The sequence below is a fragment of the Kitasatospora sp. NBC_01300 genome (assembly GCF_041435235.1).
Lineage (GTDB): Bacteria > Actinomycetota > Actinomycetes > Streptomycetales > Streptomycetaceae > Kitasatospora.
The window spans coordinates 5680546-5701833 of record NZ_CP108408.1; the positions used below are offsets into that span (position 1 = coordinate 5680546).

Consider the following 21288-nt stretch of genomic DNA (forward strand, 5'->3'; position numbering starts at 1 on the left):
ACCTCGGCTGAGCCGGACGGTCGAACTACGCTTCGCAGACAGGGCGCCCGTCCCGGGCCGCCTCCGCTGAGGCCGGATGACGTCGGGAGTGGCACGGGTGGCGAGGAAGACGGCGACGATGGACCCCGGCCCCGACGTGCCCGTCGGGGCCGTTCCGGGCCTCGACCGGCTGCCGGCCGGGCCCGCGCTGTTCGTCGGGCGGCGCACCGAACTGGCCGCGCTGCGGGCGGCCGCCGCGCGCCCGGCCACCGGCCGCAGCCCGGTGCTGGTCCTGGCCGGTCGCCCCGGCTCCGGCCGCACCACGCTGGCGGTCCGCTTCGCCCGCACCGCCGCCGCGGACCACCCCGACGGTGTGCTCTTCGCGCGCCTGTCCGCCCCCGACGGCGGCCGGGTGACGCCCGCCCGGGCCGCCCGCCTGCTGCTGGAGCAGCTCGACCCCGAGGCCCCCGTGCCGCTGCCCGGCGCCACCGGGGACGGGCGGGACGAGCCCGCCTGCGTCGCGCTGCGCGAGGCGCTCGTGGGTCGCCGGGTCCTGCTGGTGCTGGACGACGTCCGGGACGCCGGGCAGCTGTGGCCGCTGCTCGCCGACGAACCCGGCTGCCTGGTGCTCGCCACCACCGCAGGGCCGCTCACCGGCATCGAGGACATCGACCCGGTGATCCTCGGCGGGCTCGACCGGCAGGCCTCCGGCGAACTGCTCGCCGACCTGGTCGGCGGCACCCGGATCTCCTGCGACCCGGTCGGCGGTGCCGACCTGGCGGAGGCCTGCGCGGCCCGGCCGGCCGCCCTGCGGCTGATGGCCGGGTGGCTGCGCGGCGACCCGAAGGCGGCCGTCACCGAGGCGGCGCGCGAGCTCACCCGGGTGGTGGGCGAGGAGTCGACGCGGTCGGCGGCGCCGAAGGGGGAGGGGGAGAAGGCGGAGAAGCCCGTCCAGGGGCCGAAGACCGCCCAGGCGCCGACGCCCGGGAAGGCCGCGAAGCCGGTACAGGGGGCGGCCCCGGGGAAGGCCGCGAAGCCGGTACAGGGGGCGGCCCCGGGGAAGACCGCGAAGCCCGGACCGGGGCCGAAGGCGGCCCAGGTGTCGACGCCCGGGAAGGCCCCGACGCCCCCACCGCCGGGGGAGAAGCCGGCCGAGGGCCCGGCGCCGGAGCCCGCCGCCGGAGAGACGGCCGGGGAGCAGGCGGCCTGGGTGAAGCCCGGACCGGAGCCCGCCGAACCGGTGCCCGTCCCCGACAGCGACCCGCTGATCGGCGCGTTCACCCTGCTGTACGGCACCCTGCCGGCCGCCCAGGCGCGGATGCTGCGCACCCTCACCCTGGCCCCGGCGCAGACCGCCGACCCGCGCACCGCCTCCGCCCTGGTCGGCTGCCCGGCACCGGAGGCCGCTGTGACGCTCGCCGCACTGGCCGAACGGGAGCTGCTCGGCCAGGAGGCGCCGGCCGCCGACGGCAGCCCGCGCTACCGGGTGCCTGGGCGCCTCTACCCGAGGCTGGTCCGGCTGCGCGAGCAGGAGGACCGGCCCGCCGAGACCGAGCTCGCCCGGGCCCGGCTGCTGGAGCGGCTGGTCCGGCTCACCGAGTCGGCCCGCGCCCTGCTGGACCCGGCGGGCGGCGGCCCCGGGCCGGACCCGCTGCCCGCCGCCCTGCGGCTGGGCTCGGCGGAGCACGCCCGGGAGTGGCTGCTCGGCGAGCGGGACCTGCTGCTCGGGGCGGTGGCCGACGCGATCGGCCAGGGCGACCTGGACGGCTCGGCGGGCCGGCTGGTCACCGCGCTGCTGCGGGCGCTGCCGCTGACCGGCGCCGCCGCCCCCGCCGACCTCTACCGGCTGCACGAACTGGTGCTGACCGTCGCCGAGCGGCACGGCAGACCCCGTCGGGCCTCGGCCGCGCTGCTCAACCTGGGCGACCTGCAGGCCGCCGCAGGCCGCTGGGAGCAGGCCGTCGCGCACTACCGGGCCGCCCTGGAGCACGCCCGCACGGCCGGGGACGAACCGCTCTGCGCCCGGGCCCTGGAGGGTGCGGCAGGCTGCCACCGGGCGCTCGGCGACGCGGTGCGTGCCGCCGACTGGTACGGGCGGGCGCTCGGCCTGCGGCAGTCGATGGGGGAGCCCGCCGCCGAGGCCCGGCTGCTCGCCCGGGTGGCCGAGGCGCACACCGCGCAGCGCCGTTTCGACGAGGCGGACCGCGAGTACCGGGCCGCGCTGGCGGTGCTGCGCAGGCTCGGCGACGAGCGTGGCCGGGAGGCCGTCGGGGCCGCCCTCGCGGACCTGCGGGAACGCGTCGACGCCGGGTGGTGAGGGGTATTTCGGAGGTATTGTCGAAGATGCCCGGTTAACACATCTTTGGTGGGAAGATCGCAAGGGAAGCCTACGAACCTGCCAATGTGTTCGGCAGATTTATTCACTTTGGAAGGCTGACACGCCGACTGGGCTTCATTACACTCGAACTCAGTCGCGCAGCGATCCCCGCCCCGGGCTGTCCCGGAGGCTTCCCCACGTGCGCGTCGCCCGCCGGTCTTCTCCGGTAGGGACCCCCATGGCAAGAGGACGTGTTTAGCCGTGAAGGTCGGCATCCCCCGCGAGGTCAAGAACCACGAGTACCGCGTGGCCATCACGCCCGCCGGCGTGCATGAGCTGGTCCGCAACGGACACGAGGTCTACATCGAGGACAACGCCGGTGTCGGCTCCTCGATCCCCAACGAGGAGTACGTGGCCGCCGGCGCCACCATCCTCCCCACCGCCGACGAGGTGTGGGCCACCGCTGACCTGCTGCTGAAGGTCAAGGAGCCCATCGCCTCCGAGTACCACCGGCTGCGCAAGGGCCAGACCGTCTTCACGTACCTGCACCTGGCGGCCGACCGCGCCGGCACCGACGCGCTGATCGCCTCGGGCACCACCGCCATCGCGTACGAGACCGTGCAGCTCGGCAACGGCGCGCTGCCGCTGCTCGCCCCGATGTCCGAGGTCGCGGGCCGTCTCGCCCCGCAGGTCGGCTCGTACCACCTGATGCGCCCGGCCGGCGGCCGCGGCGTGCTGCCCGGCGGCGTGCCCGGCACCCACCCGGCCAAGGCCGTCGTCATCGGCGGTGGCGTCTCCGGCTGGCACGCGGCCACCATCGCCATCGGCATGGGCTACGACGTGACCCTGCTCGACCGCGACATCAACAAGCTGCGCGAGGCCGACCGCATCTTCGGCACGAAGATCAAGGCCATCGTCTCCAACACCTTCGAGCTGGAGAAGGCCGTCATCGAGGCCGACCTGGTCATCGGCGCGGTGCTGATCCCGGGCGCCAAGGCCCCGAAGCTCGTCACCAACGAGCTGGTCTCCCGCATGAAGCCGGGCTCCGTGCTCGTCGACATCGCCATCGACCAGGGCGGCTGCTTCGAGGACTCGCACGCCACCACGCACGCCGAGCCGACCTTCCAGGTCCACAACTCGGTCTTCTACTGCGTGGCCAACATGCCGGGCGCCGTCCCGAACACCTCCACCTACGCGCTGACCAACGCGACGATGCCGTACGTCGTCGAGCTGGCCAACCGCGGTTGGAAGGAGGCGCTGCGCCGTGACCCGGCGCTCGCCAAGGGCCTGAACGTGCACGAGGGCCAGATCACCTTCCCGGCCGTGGCCGAGGCCTTCGGCCTGGAGTCGGTCTCGCTGGAGAGCGTGCTCGCCTGATCCGGTGATCCTGCGATTCGGTGATCCAGCGAGCTGGTGATCCTGCGATCCGGTGATCCATTGATCTTTCGATCCGGTGATCCGGTGGACCGCCCGGCGGTCGTTCGCCCCCGACCCGATCCCCTCGGGCCGGGGGCTTCGCCATGCCCGTGAACGGATGGTGGAGCGGGCGGGTCGCTCTGTCGTCAATTTCTGTCGGTCGTGTCACCCCACCGCAGAAACGTTAGGGTCAACGGCCTACTCATCCCTTGACATCGGCCCGCCCGATAGTCGACACATCCGGCCCACTACCGTGGATTGTGTTGCTGCGAACGCCTTGAACGGCCTAGAGTCGCAAACCGTCGGCATGCTGCCACGCTGACGAATCGACATAGAGTCCTGGATGCCCAAGGAGGTAAGACGACTTGTGAATGAGTCGACATTTGCTCCCGGGGGTGGTCAGCCAGGACTGGCGGAGCGCACCGCCGGCCAGCCGAGTGAGGAGCCCGGGGCCCGGCAGCCCTCCGTGGGCTCGGCCGAGGTCGGCTCGGTCGCACTCCGTACCTTCGAAGCACGCCAGAACACAGCGCAGGTGACCACGGTGACCGATCACGACGCCGACTTGGCGGCCTACGGCCTGGCCTACGGCGAGTTCGCCTACGGCGCCTACGACGACCCGGACGCCGAGTACGAGCCGGACCCGGAGTACGCCGCCACGCTGGCCCCCGACGCCGCGCGCCAGCGCCGCGAGCGGGTCGGCCCGACCGGCCGCCCGCTGCCGTACTTCCCGATCCCCGCCCCGGTCGCCGAGCACGGCCCCGCGCAGATCATCGCCATGTGCAACCAGAAGGGCGGCGTCGGCAAGACCACGTCGACCATCAACCTGGGCGCCGCGCTGGCCGAGTACGGCCGCCGGGTGCTGCTCGTCGACTTCGACCCGCAGGGCGCGCTCTCGGTCGGCCTCGGCGTCAACCCGATGGAGCTCGACGTCACCGTCTACAACCTGCTCATGGAGCGGGGCCTGACGGCCGATGAAGTGCTGCTCAAGACGGCCGTGCCGGGCATGGACCTGCTGCCGTCCAACATCGACCTCTCCGCCGCCGAGGTGCAGCTGGTCAGCGAGGTGGCCCGGGAGTCCGCGCTGGCCCGCGCGCTGAAGCCGCTGCTGCCCGACTACGACTACGTCATCATCGACTGCCAGCCCTCGCTGGGCCTGCTGACGGTCAATGCGCTGACCGCCGCTCACAGCGTCATCGTCCCGCTGGAGTGCGAGTTCTTCGCGCTGCGCGGCGTCGCGCTGCTGACCGAGACCATCGAGAAGGTGTGCGAGCGGCTCAACCCCGAGCTGCGCCTGGACGGCATCCTCGCGACCATGTACGACTCGCGCACCGTGCACAGCCGCGAGGTGCTGGCGCGCGTCGTCGAGGCGTTCGGCGAGCACGTCTTCCACACCGTCATCGGGCGGACCGTGCGCTTCCCGGAGACCACCGTCGCCGGCGAGCCCATCACCACGTACGCGACCAACTCGGTCGGTGCCGCCGCCTACCGCCAGCTCGCCAGGGAGGTGCTCGACCGGTGCCGCCCCGCCGAGTGAGTCTCCCGGGGGCCGACGAGCTGTTCCGGACCACCGGCGGGATGGCGCTGTCGCCGTCCCTCGCGCCGCGTCCGGCCGCCGAGGCAGCCAGAGCGGAGACCGCGCGGACCGTCCACGGCACGGACGGCGCCGAAGGCGCCGAGGACGCTCAGGACACCCAGCGCAGCGGCGAGGCCGGGCGGCAGCCGTCCCAGGACCAGCAGCCGGCCGCCGGCGCACCGGCGGGCACCCAGCCGCCCGCCCAGCGCTCCGCCTCGTCCGCCGGGCCCCAGGGCACCGTGCCGGCCGGCCGCCAGCACCCCGGCGCCGCCGAGGAGCAGGCCGGCGGCACCGGGCGAGCCCGGCCGCGAGGCCGCGCGCCGCGCCGCCCCAGCGGGCGCGAGCGGCACGACGAGAAGATCACCGTGTACGTGTCCGCCGAGGAGCTCATGGACCTGGAGCACGCCCGGCTGGTGCTGCGCGGTGAGCACGGCCTGGCCGTGGACCGCGGGCGGATCGTCCGGGAGGCCATCGCGGTCGTCCTGGCGGACCTGGAGCAGCGCGGCGAGGCCTCCATCCTGGTCCGGCGGTTGCGCGGCCGCTAGGCCCCTTCCTGGACGTCGGTGGTGCCTCTGGTGCCGCTGGTGCGGTGCCTCCGGTGCGACGGTCCCGGGGTGGCATCCCTGGTGCGGCGTGTCGGCGCAGTGCGGTGTCGACGGCGTGTCGACGGCCCCGGGGGCGGGGCGGGCGGCCGGGCCGGGTGAAGATGGACCGTCATGCCGAGCACCGCCGAACCACCCACCACCGCCGTGAACGCGACCGAGGAACAGCCGCGGGGCGGCTTCCGGGTGCGGCTGGACAACTTCGAAGGCCCCTTCGACCTGCTGCTCGGCCTGATCGCCAAGCACAAGCTCGACGTCACCGAAGTGGCGCTGGCCACCGTCACCGACGAGTTCATGGCACACATCCGGGCGATGGGCCCGGACTGGGACCTGGACGCGGCGACCGAGTTCCTGGTCGTCGCCGCGACCCTGCTCGACCTCAAGGCCGCCCGGCTGCTGCCCGTCGCCGACGTCGAGGACGAGGAGGACCTGGCGCTGCTGGAGGCCCGCGACCTGCTGTTCGCCCGGTTGCTGCAGTACCGGGCGTACAAGCGGGCGGCGGCCCTCTTCGGCGAGCGCTGGGCCGCCGAGCTGACCCGACGCCCGCGCACCGTCGGGCTGGAGCCCCGGCACGCCGGGCTGCTGCCCGAGGTGGTCATCACCGTCGGCCCGGAGCGACTCGCGCAGCTGGCGGCCAGGGCCATGGAACCCAAGCCGAAGCCCGTCGTGTACGTCGACCACATCCACAGCCCGCCGGTCAGTGTGCGCGAGCAGGCCGGGCTGGTGGTCGGGCTGCTCACCGAGCTCGGCGAGGCGTCGTTCCAGCGGCTGGTCGAGGACGCGCCGGACGAGCTGGTGGTCGTCGCCCGCTTCCTGGCGCTGCTGGAGCTGTACCGGGAGCGGGTGCTGGCCTTCGAGCAGCCGGAGGCGCTGGGCGAACTGCTGGTGCGCTGGGTGGCGGAGGCGGACCGGGGCGCGGTCGAGGTGACGGACGAGTTCGACCGGCCGGTGGGTGAGCGGGAGCGGGAGGAGAGTCGATGAGTGGTGGGAGCGGGAGCGGGAGCGGGGTCGGCGGGCGGCCGGTGCGGCGCCCGCTCGGGCTGCCGGGGCGGCCGCGGGCCGGGGAGTGGCTGGAGCCGGCCTTCGAGCTGCTGCCGGAGCCGGTGGCGGGGCCCGTGATGGACCCGGTGGCGGCCGGGTCGGTGGTGTCGGCGGGGCCGGCCGGGCCGGCGGCGGGGCCGGTGGCGGCGGCCGTGGGTGTGTCGGCGGAGGGCGAGGCCCGGGTCGTGCACCAGAAGTCGGCCCCGTCGACTTCCGGTGTCACCGATGTGGTCGGCGTCGCTGATCCGGCCGGGGGCGAGGAAGCGGCCGGGGCCGGGTTGAAGGCCGAGCTGGAGGCGATCCTGATGGTCGTCGACGAGCCTGCCGGGGAGGAACGGCTGGCCGGCGTGCTGGAGCGGCCCCGGGCGCAGGTGGCCGCGGCGCTGCGCGAACTGGCCGCCGAATACACCGCCCACGGCCGCGGATTCGACCTGCGGCTGGTCGCCGGCGGGTGGCGGTTCTACAGCCGGGACACCTGTGCTCCGGCCGTCGACCGCTTCCTGCTGGACGGCCAGCAGGCCCGGCTCACACAGGCCGCATTGGAGACCCTGGCGGTCGTCGCCTACCGGCAGCCGGTGTCCAGATCGAGGGTTTCCGCCGTCCGCGGTGTGAACTGTGACGGCGTGATGCGTACCCTGGTACAGCGAGGACTGGTGGAAGAGGCCGGATCCGAGCCCGAAACAGGTGCGATCCTGTATCGGACGACGAACTACTTCCTGGAACGGATGGGGCTCCGCGGCCTGGACGAGCTGCCGGAGCTCGCTCCCTTCCTGCCCGAGGTCGACGACGTGGAAGCGGAGTCCCTGGAGGGCACGATGATCGCGGAGGCGGTCGCCGCCGCTGCCGTGGAGGCCGCGGACGGCAGTGGCGAGGCCGGTCGGGCTGCGCCTGATCGGCAGGGGGCGGTGAGGTCGGCCGAAACGACCGCACATCCCAGACGGTAACGACGTACGGACACTTTGATGCGTAGCAGTGGCAACGGCAGGAACGGCAGCGGCGGCGGCAGCGGTCGCAGCGGACAGGGCGGGGGCCGGGGCGGCGGCTCCTACGGCGGCAGCGGCAGCGGCAGCGGCCGCAGCGGCTCGGGCTCGGGCTCCGGCTCGCGCGGGGGTTCGTACGGCGGTGGGTCCGGTTCGGGCTCGCGCGGCGGCTCGTACGGCGGCGGCAGCGGTGCCGGTTCGCGCGGCGGCTCGTACGGCGGTGGATCCGGCTCGGGCTCCGGCTCGCGCGGGGGTTCGTACGGTGGCGGGTCCGGTTCGGGCTCGCGTGGTGGCTCGTACGGCGGCGGCAGCGGTGCCGGTTCGCGCGGCGGCTCCGGCTCGTACGGGCGGGACAGCCGCCGGGACGACCGGCGCGACGACAACCGGTACCCGGACCGCCCGCTGCGGCCCGAGGAGCGGCGCTACGACCGCCCCGAGTACGGCGGCGGCCCCAACGCCACCCCGGCCCGCGGCGGCTACTCCGGTCGGCGCCCCAGCCCGGCCCCGCGCCCGCGCCGTGAGGGCCAGGGCGCCCCGGGCGACCCGCGCCGCCAGCCGCAGCGCTCGCGCGAGCTGCAGGCCAAGATCGAGGACGCCGTCCTCGCCCGGCACGACAAGCCGGCCGTCAAGCTGCCCAAGACCTTCGGCGAGCCCGAGGGCGAGCGCCTGCAGAAGGTGCTGGCCCGGGCGGGCATCGGCAGCCGCCGCGCCTGCGAGGAGCTGATCGAGCAGGGCCGGGTCGAGGTCAACGGCAAGCTCGTGACCGAGCAGGGCAAGCGGGTCGACCCGCAGAACGACGAGATCAAGGTGGACGGCCTGACCGTCGCCACCCAGTCGTACCTGTTCTTCGCGCTCAACAAGCCGGCCGGCGTGGTCTCCACCATGGAGGACCCGGACGGGCGCCAGTGCCTCGGCGACTACGTGACCAACCGGGAGACCCGGCTGTTCCACGTCGGCCGTCTGGACACCGAGACCGAGGGCATCATCCTGCTCACCAACCACGGCGAGCTGGCCCACCGTCTCACCCACCCCCGGTACGGCGTGACCAAGACCTACCTGGCCGCGATCCAGGGCCCGATCCCGCGTGACCTGGGCAAGCAGCTGGCGCAGGGCATCGAGCTGGAGGACGGCTTCGCGCGCGCCGACAGCTTCAAGGTGATCTCCAACGTCGGCAAGAACTACCTGGTCGAGGTGACCCTGCACGAGGGTCGCAAGCACATCGTCCGCCGGATGCTGGCCGAGGCCGGCTTCCCGGTCGAGAAGCTGGTGCGCACGCACTTCGGTCCGATCGCGCTGGGCGACCAGAAGTCGGGCTGGCTGCGCCGTCTGACCAACCCCGAGGTCGGTCAGCTGATGCGCGAGGTCGGTCTGTAGACCGGTCGGTATATTTCTATAGACCGGTCGGTATATTCCGGTCGGGCTATGTAGACCGGTCGATATATTTCTGCCGGAGTCGGTAGACCGGTCGGTATATTCGGGCTTCTGTTGAGGGCCTCCCCGTCGAAAGGCGGGGAGGCCCTCGGTCGTTCGGTGGGGGCGGTCGGGGTGCGAGGCGGGCCGCAACCCCTGGTCACGGCCTTGTCAGCGCCGTGATCCGTGGCAGAGGATTGCCACCGGACCACCACCCGCCCAGTGGCGGGACTGCGCCAGGGCCGGCGCCGGTGGGGGGCGAACGGGGGAGACGGCGTCGTGTCGGATGCACCACTCAGCGCACTGGGACTGGCCGAGCCGGACGGACAGGTCTACGCGGCGCTGGTGGCCAATCCGCAGTCCACCGCGGAGGAACTGGCCGAGGGCTGCGGCCTGACGCTCCAGCAGAGCGTGCGCGCCCTGGACCGCCTGGCGCAGCAGGGCATGGCGACCCGGGCGCCGGTGGACCGGCAGCGCTACCTGCCGGTCGCCCCCGACGTCGCGATCGGCACCCTGATCGGCCACCGCGAGTCCGAACTGCGGCACGCCCGGGCCGAGATGCACCGCCTGATGGACGCCTTCCGGGAGGCCTCGCGGTACACCGATCCGGCGCACTCGGTGGAGGTGCTGACCGGTGGCGAGGCGATCGCGCAGCGGCTGGAGCACATCACCGAGACCAGCCAGTACCAGGTCCGCGGCTTCGACCGCCCGCCGTACATCCAGGATCCGGTGACCCCGATCCCGTTGCAGCGGCGGCGGTTGCGGGAGGGCCTGCGGCTGCGGACCGTCTACGACCGGGACGCGGTGGCCTGGCCGGGCCGGCTGGAGCGGAACATCCTGGCCGGGGTCGCGGACGGCGAGGAGGCCCGGGTCCGGCCGTCGCTGCCGATGAAGATGATCATTTCGGACGACCGGATGGCGATCATCCCGATCAGCGTGGGCGACAGCGTCCTCGACGCCGCGTACGTCATCCACCCCTCCGCGCTGCTCCAGGCGCTGGACACGCTGTTCGAGGCGGAGTGGGAGCGCGCCGTCCAGTTGCAGGCCGCGATCGGCACCGGGGACGCGACGCTGGAGCCGGAGGCCGACCACCGCAAGCTGCTGGGCCTGCTGGCGGCCGGCCTCACCGACGAGTCGATCGCCCGGTCGCTCGGCTGGAGCGCCCGCACCACCCAGCGCCGGCTGCAGAGCCTGATGCGCTCGCTGGGCGCCACCACCCGCTTCCAAGCCGGTATGGCGGCCCGGGAGCGGGGCTGGTTGTGACAGGAGCCGGCTGTGCAGCGGGCAGGGCGGCCGTCGGGGGCGGGCGTCAGCTCCAGGGGGTGAGGGCGGCCCAGCGGCCGTCCGGGCCGCGTTCGAGCTTCAGCAGGCCCTTGACGGCGGAGCGGTTGAGCCGTCCGTAGACGTGCGGGAACAGCAGGCCGGGGGTGGCCCCGGGCGGCGGTGCGCCGTGCGGGGCCTCCCACTTGACCATCGGTTCCACCTGTGACTCCTCGATCAGCAGTGCCATCAGCGGGTCGGGAGTGTCGGCGAAGAAGGCGTTGGCCACCGCGAGTGCCGTCTGTTCGTCCGCCGAGCAGTGGATGAACCCGTCGGTGAGCAGCGACGCGGTGGTGTACGGCCGACCGGGGTCGGACAGCCAGTCGTCCAGGGGTGCGAGGTGGAGGATCATGTTCCTGTTCTACCCGGTTTGGTCCTGAGCGGTCGTCACGAGGGGACCGGTGTCCGGACGGCGGCGGAGGCCGGGCTGCTCAGAGCCCGGCGACCTTGGCGGTGGCGGACACCTCGTAGACCAGCGTGACCGTCCGACGGGCGCCGGGCCCGAGCGGGACGTCCCAGCGGAGGATGCCCTCGGCGTCGAAGTCGTCCGGCGACGGGGAGCACTCCTCCTTGCGCAGCCGCACCTCCACCGCCGACACCTCGGAGACCGGCACCCGCTCGCGGACCGCGACGACCTGCTCGTCCCGCTCCTCCGGGCCGGAGAAGCGGGAGAGGTGCAGCCGCACCGTCCGGGTGGTCGTCTGGCGGCCGGTGAGCCCGGCGGTGGCCTGGCGTTCCTCGGCCTCGCGGACCACCCGGTAGCCGTCCGAACTGCCGAACGCCAGCTCGGCGTCGGCCCCGGCGGCGGTGAAGCCCAGCTCGCCCCGGCCGGTGAAGCCGCTGCCGCGGACCAGTTCGACCGGACCCGCCAGCAGCGGGTGCCCGGCCGCGTTGCGGAACCGGACCACCTGGGTCACCAGCGGGGACAGCTCCGGCGCGCACGCGTACTCGCTGCTCGCCTGCCCGGTGAAGGCGCCGAGCGGCACCCGGTGCGCCCGGCCGTCGGAGGGCACGGTGGCCGGGGCGGGCGCGGGCAGCACCCGGACCTCCCCGCCGTCGTCCACCCCCGGGACCCCGGCGGCCGGGCCGAGTGCGCTGATCGCCTCCTCGCGCAGCTCCACCTCGACCGTGCGGCGCTCCTCCGCGGTGCGCTCGCGCAGCATCAGGACGTCCTCGGCGACGGCGGGCGGGTCGGTGGCGAGGGCCGAGCGGGCGGTGGAGAAGGTGAGCCGGACGCCGGTCCAGTCCTCGCCGGTGCGCTGCCAGACCACCGCCTCCGACTCCAGCCGCAGGCTCCCGCCGTCCAGGGTGGCCCGGTACGAGGGGCGCCAGAGGGCGCACGGCACCAGGTGGGTGACGGCCAGCCCGTTCGGGCCGGCCTGGGCCGCCTCGACGGTGAGCTCCAGGTGGGCGACCAGTTCGGCCGGTTCCTCCTCGGCCTGGTCGAGGGCGATCAGGGCCTGCGAGCGCTCCTGGTCCAGGCGGCGCAGCCGGGAGTGGGCCGTCCGCAGCTCCTCGCCGTGGCGCTCGCGTTCGGCGTCCACCCGGTCCAGTTCGCGGGCCCAGCGGGTGCGTTCGAGCTCGCCGACCCCGGCGCCCTCGCCGATCTCGCGCAGCAGGTCGGCGGAGAGCTGGGCGAGCAGTGCCAGTCGGGCCTCCAGACGGGCGCGGGTCTGGTCGGCGAGGCGGCTCGCCGTCTCCAGCTCGTGCAGCCGGTGGCGCAGCCGGGAGTCCTCCGGGCCGGGCGGCAGCGGGGCGCGCGGGATCCAGTCGCGGACGATCCGGGCGTCCAGCACGCGGGTGCCGGGGGCGGTGGTCTCGGCGCGCAGGGTGCGGTCGACGGCGAGCGCGGTGAGCGGGCCCAGGCGCAGCCGCTGGACGCCCGCGGCGAGGTCGACGGTGGTGGTGCGTTCGACCTGGCTGCGGTCCTCCAGGCAGGTGACGGCGGTGACGGGGAGGGGGATGGTCGTTCCGGTCATCGTTCAGTTCCTCCGGTTTCCACCGACGATGGCCTTTCCGGCCGGGATCTTGATCTGGTAGCCGCCGTCCAGCTCGGTGCGGCCGCCGGGCGGCAGCTCGACCCGCCAGAGCCGGGTGCTGGGCGGGCAGTCCGGTGTGGAGACCGCCGGGGCCTGCCAGTCGGCCCGCTCCTCGATCCGGATCTCGGCGTCGGAGGTGACCGGCACGCGCTCGCGGACCTCCACGGTGACGGTGCGGCCGAGCCGGTTCGCGAGCTGGACGTGCACCCGGTGGTCGAGCACGGTGCTGCTGCTCAGCATGCCCGCGGTGGACTCGTGCAGCTCGGTGCGGCGCGCCACCTCGATGCTCTCGGTGACCCCGATGCCCAGGCTCCGCAGACCGCCCGGGGCGAGGGTGGGCAGGGCGGCGGTGAGCAGGAACTCGTCGTCGACGGTGACCTCGACCGGGCCGGCCAGCACGGCGCGGTCGGTCCGGTTGGCGAGCACCAGGGTGGCGTACACCTTCTCTTCGACGGCGGGGACGGTGACGTACTCCGGGCGGACGGACACCGGGATCTCGTCGATCGTGACGGTGTGCCAGGTGCCGTCGGACGGGATGTCGGCGGGGGCGGCGGAGTCGAAGCGGTGGTCGAAGGAGCCCGCCGACTCGCGGGGCGGGACGGCGTGCCGGGGGAGTGCCAGCTGGCGGACCCGCTCGCCGCCGGTGTCGCCCTCGGGCGCCGCCGCCGGTCCGTAGTGGTCGGCCCGGGCGGCCCGGGCGGCCCGGTCGGTCTGCTCGGCTTGCTCGGCTTGGGGGCGCAGGGTGCCGCGGTGGGCGGCGGGTGCGTCGGGGCCGGCCAGGACGAGGCCGGGGTAGTCGAGCAGGGAGGCGTCCGGGGCGAAGCCGGTGGCGGGGGCCTCGGTGCCGCCGCCGCTTCGGCGGGAGCGGCGGGCGAGCGGGTACAGGTCCGGCGGGGGCGGGCCGCCCGGTGCCACGGGGGCGGGCGGCGGCGCGGGAGTCTGGGGCATCGAGGCCTGGGGCGGCGCGGCCTGGTACATCGAGGCTTGCGGCAGGGGGGCTTGGGGCATCGGGGCGGCGGCGGGCGCACCGCCGTATCCGGCGAAGCCGCTTGGGGCGGGCGGGGGCGACGGAACGGGCTCGTCGATGTCCAGGGTGCCGCCGCGCCCGGCGGGGGCGGCCAGCCGGGCGGCGTCGGCCACCAGGTCGGCGTCTGCGGGCCGCGCACCGGCGGGCCGGGCGCCACCGAGGCGGTTGAGCCGGGCGGCGGATCCGTACGGGCCGGGGGCCGAGACGGCGAGTGGGGCCTTGTGGCACGGGGCCGGGCGGGCTCCGGCTCCGGCGTCGTCGTAGCCGGTGAAGAGGTCGGCCAGGCCGGCCGGGGGCTCGCGCCAGCCGGACGGCGGCGGGGCGGGCTGGCTGCGGCCGATCCGCAGCGAGCGGAGCCGGGGCAGGTCGGTGCGGCGGTCGAGGTCGGCGGTGGAGAGGGCGAGCCGGACGCCGGTCCAGTCCTCGCCGGTCTGCTGGGCGACGGAGGCGCGCAGGACGAGTCGGCCGGTGTCGGCGCCGTGGCGGTAGGAGAGGCGGTAGGCGGGCACCCAGCGGGCGGCGGGGACGCCGTACTCCAGCTCGATGTCGAGCCGGGCGGGGGGCTGCCCGGGGGCTGGGACGACGGCCTCCCGGGCGGATTCCGCGGTGGGTCCTGCGGCGGGTTCCGGGGCGGGCCGTGCGGTGAGTACGGAGGCCGGTGCGGTGGTGAGGGTGAGCAGGACGGTGGCGGCGGTCCCGACCGGGTGGGCGGGTCCGGCGGTGGATGCGCGGTCCAGCCGGTCTGCGGCCAACTCGCGCTCGTGGTCAGCCAGTTCGACTTCCTTGGTGAGCTCCTCGGCGCGCTGCTGGAGCCGGGTCAGGCGCTCGTCGACGAAGTCGGCCAGCTCCAGCCAGGCGTCGGCGGGCGTCCGCCGCAGCGGTTCCTCGGGCCGCCGCTGCGGCGGTACGGCGCGCAGGGCGGAGGTCTCGGCGATCGCGGTCAGGACCAGTCGGCGGCGCTCGGTGAGTGCGCCCTGGCGCTCCATGGCATCGTCCAACTCGCGTCGGAGCCGGGGGAGTTCGGTCGGCTCGTGGAACTCGGCGAGCAGCTCCAGCCTGGCCTCGGTGACCGCCGTCCCGCTCGGGCCGTCGAGCACCCGGGCGCGCAGCGAGCGGCCGTCCAGGGAGGAGGGCAGGCCGGTCAGCCGGAGCCGGCCGTCGGCCGGGAGCGGGACGCTGGCCCGGCGGCGGCACACCGCGCCCTCGGCGTAGACCACGACGGAGTCCAGGACGGACGGGTGGGCGGGCACGGCGGGGGGTTCCGGGGGCCCGGCCTCGCCGACGTGTCGGGCCTCGCCGTTCTGCTGATCGTCGCCGCTGTGCTGATCGTCCATGCGCAACCCCTTCGTTCGCGTGCCGTGTTCCGCGTGTCGCCCGCGCCGTGCCCGGGCGGCCAGTCTGCCCCGCTTCGGTGCGGGCGTCGCCGGATTTCGCGGGGTGCGGCGTGTGTGCCCGTTGGCGGGCCTGGTGGCCTGGCGCGTTCGCGGTCCGGTGGTGCCCGCCGTGCCCGGCGCGCGTCCACATGGTGTGGGACGGGGGCGGGGCCGCCGCGGTTGCCCAGCGGGTGGGCGGTGGGGGCGTGGGTGGGACGGATGCGAGAGGATGGGGCGCGGGTGCTCCCGACCCGTGCCGGGGCGCCGACCGGACCGAGAACCGGCGAGGCCGGGCAGCCCGGAACGCGAAGCCCGAGAATTCGAGAAGGAGCGCGACCCGCCATGCGCACTGCCGTCGTCGTCGGTACCGGACTGATCGGCACCTCCGCCGCGCTCGCCCTGGCCGACCGCGGGCTGACCGTCCATCTGGAGGACGCCGACCCGGACGCCGCCCGGACCGCCGCCTCGCTCGGCGCCGGCACCACCGAGCCGGCCGACGGCCCGGTCGACCTGGCGATCATCGCCGTGCCGCCCGCCCTGGTCGGCAAGGTGCTCGCCGACTGCCAGCGCCGCAACCTGGCCCGCTGGTACACCGACGTCGCCAGCGTCAAGGACGGCCCGCGCGTCGAGGTCGCCGCGCTCGGCTGCGACACCGTCCACTACATCGGCAGCCACCCGATGGCCGGCCGCGAGCGCTCCGGCCCGCTGGCCGCCCGCGCCGACCTGTTCGAGGGCCGCCCCTGGGTGCTCACCCCCACCGACGACACCGACACCGAGACGCTCAACGCCGCCCTGGAACTGGTCGCGCTCTGCGGTGCGATGCCGATCGTGATGGACGCGGCCGCCCACGACCGGGCCGTCGCCCTGGTCTCGCACGCCCCGCAGCTGGTGTCCTCGCTGGTCGCCGCCCGGCTGGAGCACGCCGACGAGACCGCCATAAGGCTCTCCGGGCAGGGTGTCCGGGACGTCACCAGGATCGCCGCCTCCAACCCCGGCATGTGGGTCGACATCCTCTCCGCCAACGCCGGCGCGGTCGCCGACATCCTGGAGGAGGTCGCCTCCGACCTCGGGGAGACCGTCAGCGCCCTGCGCGCCCTGGACGCCTCCGAGGAGGGCGAGCGCCGGGCGGGCGCGGCCGGGATCGAGGCGGTCATGCGGCGCGGCAACACCGGCCAGGCCCGCATCCCCGGCAAGCACGGCGCGCCGCCCACCCGGTACGAGACGGTGGCCGTGGTGCTCGGTGACCAGCCCGGCGAGCTGGGCCGGCTGTTCGGCGAGGTCGGCGCGGCCGGCGTCAACATCGAGGACGTCGTCATCGAGCACTCGACCGGCCAGCAGGTGGGCTTCGTCCAGCTGTCGGTGGCGCCCGGGGCGGTCAAGCCGCTCACGGTGGCGCTGCGGGCGAGCGGGTGGAGCGTCCGGGACTGATCGGGCCGGGGGCGGCTTCCGGGGCCGGTCGGCTTCCGGGACTTCGGTTGGGCGGTTCGGTCGAGCGGTTCGGTTGAGGGGGAGCAGGGATGATCATCGAGTTGCCGCTGGGCGAGACCCGGCACGGGTCCTACGGCCGGCCGGTGGACCTGGGGAACGAACGGTTCCTGCGGGCGGTGGTGGGCGGGGACTTCCGGATCCACCACCGCAGCGTCGAAGCGCTGGTCGAACTGCCCCGGCCGACGCCGCCGGACCCGGAGTCCGCCGAGCCGGAACCGACCTGCAGCCTGCTGGTGCGGGCGGTCCACGCCGCCTTCGCGGAGCACCTGCCGCTCAGCCTGTCGCCGGACGTGCTCTGGTACGCGGTGGTGCACGAGGTGGCCGTGCACGCGCGGATGTACGCGCCGAGGTACCGGGCGCTGTTCGGCGGTGCCGAGGGGCGCCGGGAAGTGATCGTGGTCCGCGACGACGCCCTGACGGAGCCCGGCCCGGACTGGTCGCGGTCGATCCGGCTGGTGCGGGAGCCGCTGGCGGCGGCGGTCGGGGCCGAGCTGGTGGAACTGTTCCGGCCGGCGTTCTCGACGACGACGCCCGACGACGCCTCCTCCGCGCTGGTGGCGCTGATGGACGTGGTCAGCCCCTACTACGCCTTCCGCTGGGAGACCCGCTGCGGCATCCCGCGGATCCGGCTGGAGGGCACGGCCGAGGACTGGGCGCTGCTGGCGGCGCGGGTCGCCGGGCTGGCGGAGCGCTTCGACTGGCTGGCGCCGTGGTTCGCCGAACTGCGCCCGGTGCTCGACGAGATCGCGGCGACCGCGGCGGGCGGGGCGGTCGACGACGAGTTCTGGCGCTCGCTCTTCAAGTGGCGGTCGATGTCCGGCGGCCCACGGGTGACCGGCTGGCTCACCGCCTTCCTCGCGCACACCCAGACCCCCGACGGGCCCCGGCTGCGCCAGTCCTTCGGCTGGCGGGAGGCGGACGCCAACCCGTACCACCGGGACTCCTTCGCGGTGAACGACTTCCCCTCGCACGTCTCCAAGGTGCCGTTCGTCTGGGACCACCTCGGCCGTGAGATCCCGATGGCCTTCACCGCCGGCATCCTCGGCATCGAGTGGGACGGGGAGTACCTGCGGCCCCGGCTGGGCAACGCCGTCCTGCGGATCCTGGGCCCCGACCAGGGCCTCGACCAGGGCTTCGACCAGCGTTGATACCGGAGCCGCAACCGAAGCCGAGGGGGGTCGGCAGGGGGCTGGTGCTGGGCTGATCGGGTGGCGGAGTCGGTAGGGCGGCGGTCCATTAACCTTGAGGGAGACAACCCCCTGCCGTCTGCCTCCCCAGGCCCCGGCTTTCACGCCCAGAGAGAGGTTCGGCCCCGTGGACACTGCCGACCGAGCGCACGCCCCGGTCGTCGTCGCGATCGACGGACCCTCCGGTTCGGGCAAGTCGACCGTCTCACGGGCGGTGGCGGCCCGGCTGGGCCTGAGCTTCCTGGACACCGGCGCCATGTACCGGGCGATGACCTGGTGGATGCTGGCCAACGACGTCGACGTGGCCGACCCGGAGGCGGTGGCCGTCGCGTGCGGCAAGCCGGTGATCGTGTCGGGCACGGACGCGGACGGTCCCACCATCACGGTGGACGGCCGGGACGTCTCCGGACCGATCCGCGGCCCCGAGGTGACGGCGCAGGTCAGCGCCGTCTCCGCGGTGCCGGCGGTGCGCTCCCGGCTGGTGGAGCTGCAGCGCGGCTGCGCCGAGGTCGCCGAGCGCGGCATCGTCGCCGAGGGCCGGGACATGGGGACGGTGGTGTTCCCGAACGCCACCGTCAAGGTGTTCCTGACCGCCTCCGAGTGGGCCCGGGCCGAGCGCCGGGCGGCCGAGCTGCGCGCCAAGGGCGTCGACGAGGCGACCATCACCACGATGGCCGCCGACCTCGCCCGCCGGGACGCCGCCGACTCCTCCCGGAAGACGGCCCCGCTGGCCCAGGCCGCGGACGCCGTCCTGGTGGACACCAGCGAGCTCACCCTGGAGCAGGTGATCGACCGGATCGCCGCGCTGGTGGAGGAGCGGGCCGGGATGTCGTCGGTCTGAAAGGACTGACCGGTCTGAAGGACGGACCGGTCCGGACGGCCACAATGGCCGGAACGGCCGGAACGGCCGAATGAGCTGCGGTGCCGCCGAGGTGCCGCGGAGAAAACCATCGCGCTGCCCCGAGCGGGGCAGGTACGCACGGCGCGCCCCTGGGAAGGGCCGCGCCGGGAAACGGAACAGACGAACATGACCGCAGAGCACTCCGACACCGGCCACGGTGAACTGGACGCCGCCGACTACGCCGAGTTCATGGCCATCGCCGCCGAGGAAGGCTTCGACGTCGACGGCGTGGACGGCTTCGACGGCGCCGAGCACGTACCGCTGCCGGTGCTGGCCGTCGTCGGCCGCCCGAACGTCGGCAAGTCGACCCTGGTGAACCGCATCATCGGCCGCCGTGAGGCCGTCGTCGAGGACAAGCCGGGCGTCACCCGCGACCGCGTCACCTACGAGGCCAGCTGGAACGGCCGCCGCTTCAAGGTCGTCGACACCGGCGGCTGGGAGATCGACGTCCTCGGCATCGACGCGATGGTGGCCGCGCAGGCCGAGCTCGGCATCGAGCAGGCCGACGCGGTGCTGTTCGTGGTCGACGCCACCGTCGGCGCCACCGACACCGACGAAGCCCTGATCAAGCTCATCCGCCGGGCCGGCAAGCCGACCGTGCTGTGCGCCAACAAGGTCGACGGCCCGTCCACCGAGGCCGAGGCCGCCTACCTGTGGTCGCTGGGCCTGGGCGAGCCGTTCCCCGTCTCCGCGCTGCACGGCCGTGGCTCGGGCGACCTGCTCGACGCCGTCATGGACGCGCTGCCCGAGGCCCCGCCGCAGACCTTCGGCGACGCCGCCCCCGGCGGCCCGCGCCGCATCGCGCTGATCGGCCGCCCGAACGTCGGCAAGTCCAGCCTGCTGAACAAGGTCGCCGGCGAGGAGCGGGTGGTCGTCAACGAGCTGGCCGGCACCACCCGTGACCCGGTCGACGAGATGATCGAACTCGCCGGCAAGACCTGGAAGTTCGTCGACACCGCCGGCATCCGCCGTCGCGTCCACCTGACCGCCGGCGCCGACTTCTACGCCTCGCTGCGCACCTCCGCCGCGCTGGAGAAGGCCGAGGTCGCGGTCGTCCTGGTCGACGCCAGCGAGACCCTCGCCGAGCAGGACACCCGGATCATCTCGATGGCCGTCGAGGCCGGGCGCGCCGTCGTCATCGCCTACAACAAGTGGGACCAGATGGACGAGGAGCGCCGCTTCTACCTGGAGCGCGAGATCGAGCGCGACCTCGTCCAGGTGCAGTGGGCCCCCCGGGTCAACGTCTCGGCCAAGACCGGTCGGCACATGGAGAAGCTCGTCCCGGCGATCGAGACCGCGCTGGAGGGCTGGGAGACCCGCATCCCGACCGCGCGGCTGAACGCCTTCCTCGGCGAGCTGGTGGCCGCCCACCCGCACCCGATCCGCGGTGGCAAGCAGCCGCGCGTCCTGTTCGGCACCCAGGCGGGCATCCGTCCGCCGCGGTTCGTGCTGTTCGCCTCGGGCTTCCTGGAGGCCGGCTACCGGCGCTTCATCGAGCGCCGGCTGCGTGAGGAGTTCGGCTTCGTCGGGACGCCGATCTCGATCTCGGTGCGGGTCCGGGAGAAGCGCAAGCGGAAGTAGGACGTCGTGATCCACCGGCAGTAGTCGGTGGGTGCCGGCAGCAGGTGTGGGCGAGGGCCCCGTCACGGTGGTGGCGGGGCCCTCGTCGTGTGTACGGGGTCGTGCGGGCGCCGTGCGGGCGCCGTGCGGGTGGAGCGCGGGTGGTGCGCGGCCGGGCGGTTCAGTGGTGGTCGCCGTTGCGGCCCGGGGGGAGGGAGAGCATCTGGCGGTGGCGACCGCCGGTGGGCGCGGCGGTGGCGACGCCGGTGGCGGTGCCCATGGCCGGGGCGGGGGCCGGGGGCGGCGCGGGCATCGTGTGCGGGAGCGGGCCGAGGTAGCCGGCGGCCACCCAGCCCTGGCCGTTGGTGAACTGGGGCGGCGGGGGCGGGGTGTGCTGAGGGGTGGTGGCCGCTGAGGTGGCCTGGCCGAAGCCGTCGCTGGTCGGGGCGGCGGGCTCGGCGTGGGAGTGGGGGTGCGGCTGAGGCTGAGGGGCGTTGTGGCCGGTGTGGCCGATCGCGCCGTGATGGGTGTGGCCGACGGCGTTGTGGTGGGTGTGGCCGGTGGTGCCGTGGTTGGCGGTGTGCCCTGCGGAGTGGCCGTGCTGCTGGTTCGGCATGTACTGCGGCAGGCCGGGCGCCTGCCCGCCGTAGCTGTGGAAGGCCTGGTGCTGGGGTGGGTACGGACGCGGTTCGCCGAGCACCGGGTAGCCGTCGCGGACCGCGAAGCCGGTGAACTTCAGGTCCTCCTCGCCCGAGCGGTCGCCCGGGAGCGCGCGGAACAGCCGCCGGTACTCGGAGTACAGCTCGTCGTAGATCGGCGTCGTCGAGTGCGGGTGCTCCGCGTCGTACGACGGGCGCATGCCGGGGATCGAGCGGGGGGCGGTGGTGGACCGGCCGGGGGACGCGGAGACGTCGTAGCTGTACACACAGGGGCCAACGAGTGAGGGGGCAGGGGGATGCGGGGTGCCGGGGCCCGGCCGGAAGGCGGCTTGTGCCGAGGGGGAGGCCGCCTTCCGGCGGGTGCGGAGCCCGGGCGTGGAGCCCGGGGGCCGGCGGGTCGGGGCGCGGCTGGGGCT

The 21288-nt window shown here is 74.5% G+C and carries 16 protein-coding genes; 12 read left to right on the forward strand and 4 right to left on the reverse strand.

Translation table 11 applies throughout. The features are described 5' to 3' along the window. The first annotated feature begins 97 nt into the window (after window positions 1–97). From OG556_RS25225 to OG556_RS25260, 8 genes are all read left to right on the forward strand, one after another. On the forward strand, window positions 98–2296 hold the full coding sequence (locus OG556_RS25225; RefSeq protein ID WP_371519576.1) for an AAA family ATPase: 2199 nt from the start codon (window positions 98–100) through the stop codon (window positions 2294–2296). A gap of 261 nt (window positions 2297–2557) precedes the next feature. Then, window positions 2558–3673, forward strand: coding sequence for an alanine dehydrogenase (gene ald, locus OG556_RS25230; RefSeq protein ID WP_350883703.1), 1116 nt, complete (start codon window positions 2558–2560; stop codon window positions 3671–3673). A 505-nt stretch (window positions 3674–4178) separates the two neighbouring features. Beyond that, window positions 4179–5246 carry a ParA family protein gene (locus OG556_RS25235; protein WP_030245868.1) on the forward strand — a complete coding sequence of 356 codons (1068 nt, stop codon included), beginning with the start codon at window positions 4179–4181 and terminating at the stop codon, window positions 5244–5246. Continuing rightward, window positions 5243–5830: a hypothetical protein gene (locus tag OG556_RS25240; RefSeq protein ID WP_371519580.1), complete on the forward strand. Its 588-nt coding sequence runs from the start codon at window positions 5243–5245 to the stop codon at window positions 5828–5830. The genes OG556_RS25235 and OG556_RS25240 overlap by 4 nt, the downstream gene beginning before the upstream one ends. A gap of 171 nt (window positions 5831–6001) precedes the next feature. Then, window positions 6002–6868, forward strand: a complete 867-nt coding sequence (locus tag OG556_RS25245; protein ID WP_371519583.1) for a ScpA family protein — start codon at window positions 6002–6004, stop codon at window positions 6866–6868. Between the two features lie 365 nt (window positions 6869–7233). Then, window positions 7234–7872, forward strand: a complete 639-nt coding sequence (locus OG556_RS25250; protein ID WP_371522881.1) for an SMC-Scp complex subunit ScpB — start codon at window positions 7234–7236, stop codon at window positions 7870–7872. An 18-nt stretch (window positions 7873–7890) separates the two neighbouring features. Next, window positions 7891–9282, forward strand: coding sequence for a pseudouridine synthase (locus OG556_RS25255; RefSeq protein WP_371519586.1), 1392 nt, complete (start codon window positions 7891–7893; stop codon window positions 9280–9282). Between the two features lie 315 nt (window positions 9283–9597). Continuing rightward, window positions 9598–10581 (forward strand): helix-turn-helix domain-containing protein, encoded by a 984-nt coding sequence (locus OG556_RS25260; RefSeq protein WP_159398525.1) that lies wholly within the window; start codon window positions 9598–9600, stop codon window positions 10579–10581. Between the two features lie 46 nt (window positions 10582–10627). On the opposite strand, the gene OG556_RS25265 is transcribed toward OG556_RS25260, so the two are convergent. The 3 genes from OG556_RS25265 to OG556_RS25275 form a co-directional block, all read right to left on the reverse strand. Next, window positions 10628–10990 (reverse strand): DUF952 domain-containing protein, encoded by a 363-nt coding sequence (locus OG556_RS25265; RefSeq protein WP_371519589.1) that lies wholly within the window; start codon window positions 10988–10990, stop codon window positions 10628–10630. A gap of 79 nt (window positions 10991–11069) precedes the next feature. Next, window positions 11070–12617: a mucoidy inhibitor MuiA family protein gene (locus OG556_RS25270; protein ID WP_371519592.1), complete on the reverse strand. Its 1548-nt coding sequence runs from the start codon at window positions 12615–12617 to the stop codon at window positions 11070–11072. Between the two features lie 3 nt (window positions 12618–12620). Beyond that, a complete protein-coding gene (locus OG556_RS25275) occupies window positions 12621–15038 on the reverse strand; it encodes a DUF4139 domain-containing protein (protein WP_371519595.1) in 2418 nt (805 codons plus the stop codon). A gap of 381 nt (window positions 15039–15419) precedes the next feature. Between OG556_RS25275 and OG556_RS25280 the strand changes: the two genes are divergently transcribed. The 4 genes from OG556_RS25280 to der all read left to right on the forward strand — a co-directional run bounded on the left by OG556_RS25280 (window position 15420) and on the right by der (window position 20234). After that, complete coding sequence (locus OG556_RS25280) at window positions 15420–16505, forward strand: prephenate dehydrogenase (protein WP_371519598.1); 1086 nt, start codon at window positions 15420–15422, stop codon at window positions 16503–16505. A gap of 89 nt (window positions 16506–16594) precedes the next feature. Next, window positions 16595–17713 (forward strand): DUF4419 domain-containing protein, encoded by a 1119-nt coding sequence (locus OG556_RS25285; protein WP_371519601.1) that lies wholly within the window; start codon window positions 16595–16597, stop codon window positions 17711–17713. 166 nt (window positions 17714–17879) lie between these two features. Beyond that, window positions 17880–18593: a (d)CMP kinase gene (gene cmk, locus OG556_RS25290; RefSeq protein ID WP_371519603.1), complete on the forward strand. Its 714-nt coding sequence runs from the start codon at window positions 17880–17882 to the stop codon at window positions 18591–18593. A 186-nt stretch (window positions 18594–18779) separates the two neighbouring features. Then, window positions 18780–20234 (forward strand): ribosome biogenesis GTPase Der, encoded by a 1455-nt coding sequence (gene der / locus OG556_RS25295; protein WP_371519606.1) that lies wholly within the window; start codon window positions 18780–18782, stop codon window positions 20232–20234. Window positions 20235–20394: 160 nt separating this feature from the next. Here the strand turns inward: der and OG556_RS25300 are convergent, their stop codons facing one another. Next, complete coding sequence (locus tag OG556_RS25300; RefSeq protein WP_371519608.1) at window positions 20395–21138, reverse strand: hypothetical protein; 744 nt, start codon at window positions 21136–21138, stop codon at window positions 20395–20397. Window positions 21139–21288 lie beyond the last annotated feature (150 nt).

Excerpts from the sequence above, each read along its gene's own strand:
- OG556_RS25245 (WP_371519583.1), top strand. The coding sequence starts at position 6,002 with ATGCCGAGCACCGCCGAACCACCCACCACCGCCGTGAACGCGACCGAG.
- OG556_RS25250 (WP_371522881.1), top strand. The coding sequence starts at position 7,234 with ATGGTCGTCGACGAGCCTGCCGGGGAGGAACGGCTGGCCGGCGTGCTG.
- OG556_RS25255 (WP_371519586.1), top strand. The coding sequence starts at position 7,891 with ATGCGTAGCAGTGGCAACGGCAGGAACGGCAGCGGCGGCGGCAGCGGT.
- OG556_RS25265 (WP_371519589.1), bottom strand. The coding sequence starts at position 10,990 with ATGATCCTCCACCTCGCACCCCTGGACGACTGGCTGTCCGACCCCGGT.
- OG556_RS25270 (WP_371519592.1), bottom strand. The coding sequence starts at position 12,617 with ATGACCGGAACGACCATCCCCCTCCCCGTCACCGCCGTCACCTGCCTG.
- OG556_RS25275 (WP_371519595.1), bottom strand. The coding sequence starts at position 15,038 with ATGGACGATCAGCACAGCGGCGACGATCAGCAGAACGGCGAGGCCCGA.
- OG556_RS25280 (WP_371519598.1), top strand. The coding sequence starts at position 15,420 with ATGCGCACTGCCGTCGTCGTCGGTACCGGACTGATCGGCACCTCCGCC.
- OG556_RS25285 (WP_371519601.1), top strand. The coding sequence starts at position 16,595 with ATGATCATCGAGTTGCCGCTGGGCGAGACCCGGCACGGGTCCTACGGC.
- der (WP_371519606.1), top strand. The coding sequence starts at position 18,780 with ATGACCGCAGAGCACTCCGACACCGGCCACGGTGAACTGGACGCCGCC.